Genomic DNA, 2,776 nt, shown 5'->3' on the forward strand with positions numbered 1-2,776 from the left:
AAAATCCAGAAAACATATTCATTTACCATTATGTTGAGGAATTAATCTCAAGTTATGGATCATATTATGAATCCAACCTTAAGGACAATGATTTGACACTAAAGGAATTTTCTGTTCTTTTAAGAATAAGATTCCAGGGTGTTGCAACCCAACATGATTTGGTGGAATTGTTTAAAGTGAGCGGAGCATACATTGCAAAGCTTTTAAGAAAATTTGAGGACCACGGATATATTGCACGAAAGGAAGACCCTGAAAACAGGAGAAAAAAACTAGTCAAAATGACAGATGAAGGAATCAAAAAGACAGATGAAATAATAGAAATCATACAAAACTGGGAAGATAAAGTTACATCCAGCATAAGTGAAGATGAAATCAAAACTCTCAAAGAGATATTATTTAAAATAACAATGATATAAGATATGGTGATGATATGGAATATATGAAATTAAATGACGGATTAGAAATTCCATCAATAGGATTTGGAACATTCATGATTCCTGCAGACGGAACAACATATGAAACCGTGAAAACTGCAATCGATTTGGGAATAAGACACATCGACACAGCAACTGCATACTTCAACGAACAGGAAGTGGGCCAAGCCGTAAAAGACAGTGCCGTGGAAAGAGAAGACATTTGGATTACATCCAAATTATGGCTGCAGGATTATGAATATGAGGATGCCAAAAAAGCCATTGACCTGTCACTGGAAAAATTGGGCACAGACTATATGGATTTATACCTGCTTCACCAGCCATACGGCAAAGTTGATGAAGCCTGGAGGGCACTGGAGGAGGCCAGGGAAGAAGGAAAAATTCTCTCAATCGGCGTGAGCAACATGACCATGAAATTATGGAACAAATGGGTTCCTGATTTTGATTCAATTCCATCAGTCAACCAGGTTGAATTCAATCCATATATCCAACAAAAGGAATTAAAAGAAATTTTAAATCCATTGGATGTTAAAATCCAAGCTTGGGGACCATTAGGCAGAGGAAATGCGGATTTATTAAATAATCCTGTAATTTTGGAACTTGCCGAAAAATACGACAAGAATGCAGGCCAGATAATCTTAAGATTCGAAAATCAGGAAGGAATAATCGTATTTCCAAAATCATTGAACCCTGAAAGAATCAAATCAAACATGGAAATATTTGATTTCAAGCTAACTGACAGTGAAATAGATAAGTTACGTGCACTGGACACTGGAAAAGGTTCACATGACCCCGATGCTCCGGGCGTGGGTGAAATATTAATGAATGCATTTGATGTGCATGCAAATGAATAGAATGGAGGCAAAAACATGGAATTTAACTTAAACGAAAATAGGGAAGTAGTTGCATTGCTTGGTGCAGGAAGCATGGGGACTGCAATCATAAAAAGAATAAGCACAAACAGGACAATACTTTTAGGAGACATCAATGAAGATAACCTTAAAGCAAGAGAAAAAGAGCTTAAATATAACGGATATGCCGTAGAAACACAGATTGTTGATGCAATGGATGCAGAATCAGTTGAAGCGTTTGCAAAAAGAGCCAGCGAGCTTGGAGATGTAAAATATTACATACACACTGCAGGCGCATCACCGAACCAGGCAAGCCCAGAGCATATCATTAATCTGGATCTTGTTGCAACATCCCTTGCAATTGACATATTTGGAAAATATATGACCAAAGGAGGCGCAGGACTTATCATCTCAAGCCAAACAGGATACATGATGAATTTGCCTCCTGAAGTCGAACAGCAAATTGCATTGGCATCAACTGATGAGTTAAAGGATTTGGATTTCATTAAAAATGATGCAATGGTCAATTCTGGTGTGGCATACGTAGTTGCAAAAAGGGCAAACCACCTAAAGGTCAGAACTGCCGCAGCAACCACTTGGGCAGACAGGGGTGCGAGAATAAACTCAATTTCACCTGGAATCATTGTAACTCCACTAGCCTATGACGAATTCGAATCAGCAGGTGATGCCTATCAGGAAATGATTAATTCATCCCCAGCAAAAAGAGTAGGAACTTCAGAAGAGATTGCAAGAGCTGCAGAATTCCTATTAAGCGATGACTCATCATTCATCACAGGAATTGATCTCTTGGTTGATGGAGGAGTAATAGCATCAATAGCCAGCGGAAGATACACCCTTGAATTGCAATAGAAGGTGTTGTTTTTGAAATATTCAAACAAAGAGGATTTTGAAAAGGCAAATATTTTTGGCATGGGCAATCCAAACGATGCCTTTGCACAATATTTTATCGGAAACTCATACCTAAATCCTTTAAATGAATTTGGAGAATCTCCTGTATTTGTTGCCAATGTCACTTTTGAACCAGGATGCAGAAACAATTGGCACATTCACAAGGCAAGCAAGGGAGGAGGACAAATTTTGATTTGCACAGCTGGTGAAGGATGGTATCAGGAAGAAGGCGAAAAAGCTGAAAGTCTTGTTCCAGGCACTGTAATTACAATTCCAGCTAATGTAAAACATTGGCATGGCGCAAAAGCAGATTCATGGTTTTCACACATTGCTGTTGAAGTTCCAGGTGAAAATACAAGCAATGAATGGTTAGAAGAAGTAAATGATGAACACTATAAGAATTTAATCTATTAAGATTGACATAGCCATTGAACCATCACCAACAACAAATCACAAATATGCGAACAATTCGTATAAAACGTATGAGATAGTTCGCAACCTTATCGATTTGAACTAATAAACTCTGATAAAAAAGAATAACTGTTTGACTAGATAACTATTAAATATTGCTAATTTTAAGAG

The 2,776-nt window shown here is 37.6% G+C and carries 4 protein-coding genes; all 4 read left to right on the forward strand.

The annotated features are described in order from the left end of the window. The coding region (locus QZN27_RS09600; protein ID WP_296786949.1) for a MarR family winged helix-turn-helix transcriptional regulator at positions 1 to 416 on the forward strand (416 nt) is incomplete at its 5' end. Positions 417 to 430: 14 nt separating this feature from the next. Beyond that, positions 431 to 1,288 (forward strand): aldo/keto reductase, encoded by an 858-nt coding sequence (locus QZN27_RS09605; RefSeq protein ID WP_296786952.1) that lies wholly within the window; start codon positions 431 to 433, stop codon positions 1,286 to 1,288. Positions 1,289 to 1,303: 15 nt separating this feature from the next. Then, entirely contained in the window at positions 1,304 to 2,155 is an 852-nt protein-coding gene (locus QZN27_RS09610; RefSeq protein WP_296786955.1) for an SDR family oxidoreductase, read from the forward strand. A gap of 12 nt (positions 2,156 to 2,167) precedes the next feature. After that, on the forward strand, positions 2,168 to 2,608 hold the full coding sequence (locus QZN27_RS09615) for a cupin domain-containing protein (protein ID WP_296786958.1): 441 nt from the start codon (positions 2,168 to 2,170) through the stop codon (positions 2,606 to 2,608). Positions 2,609 to 2,776: the final 168 nt, after the last annotated feature.

The sequence above is a fragment of the uncultured Methanobrevibacter sp. genome, from assembly GCF_900316895.1.
Lineage (GTDB): Archaea > Methanobacteriota > Methanobacteria > Methanobacteriales > Methanobacteriaceae > Methanocatella.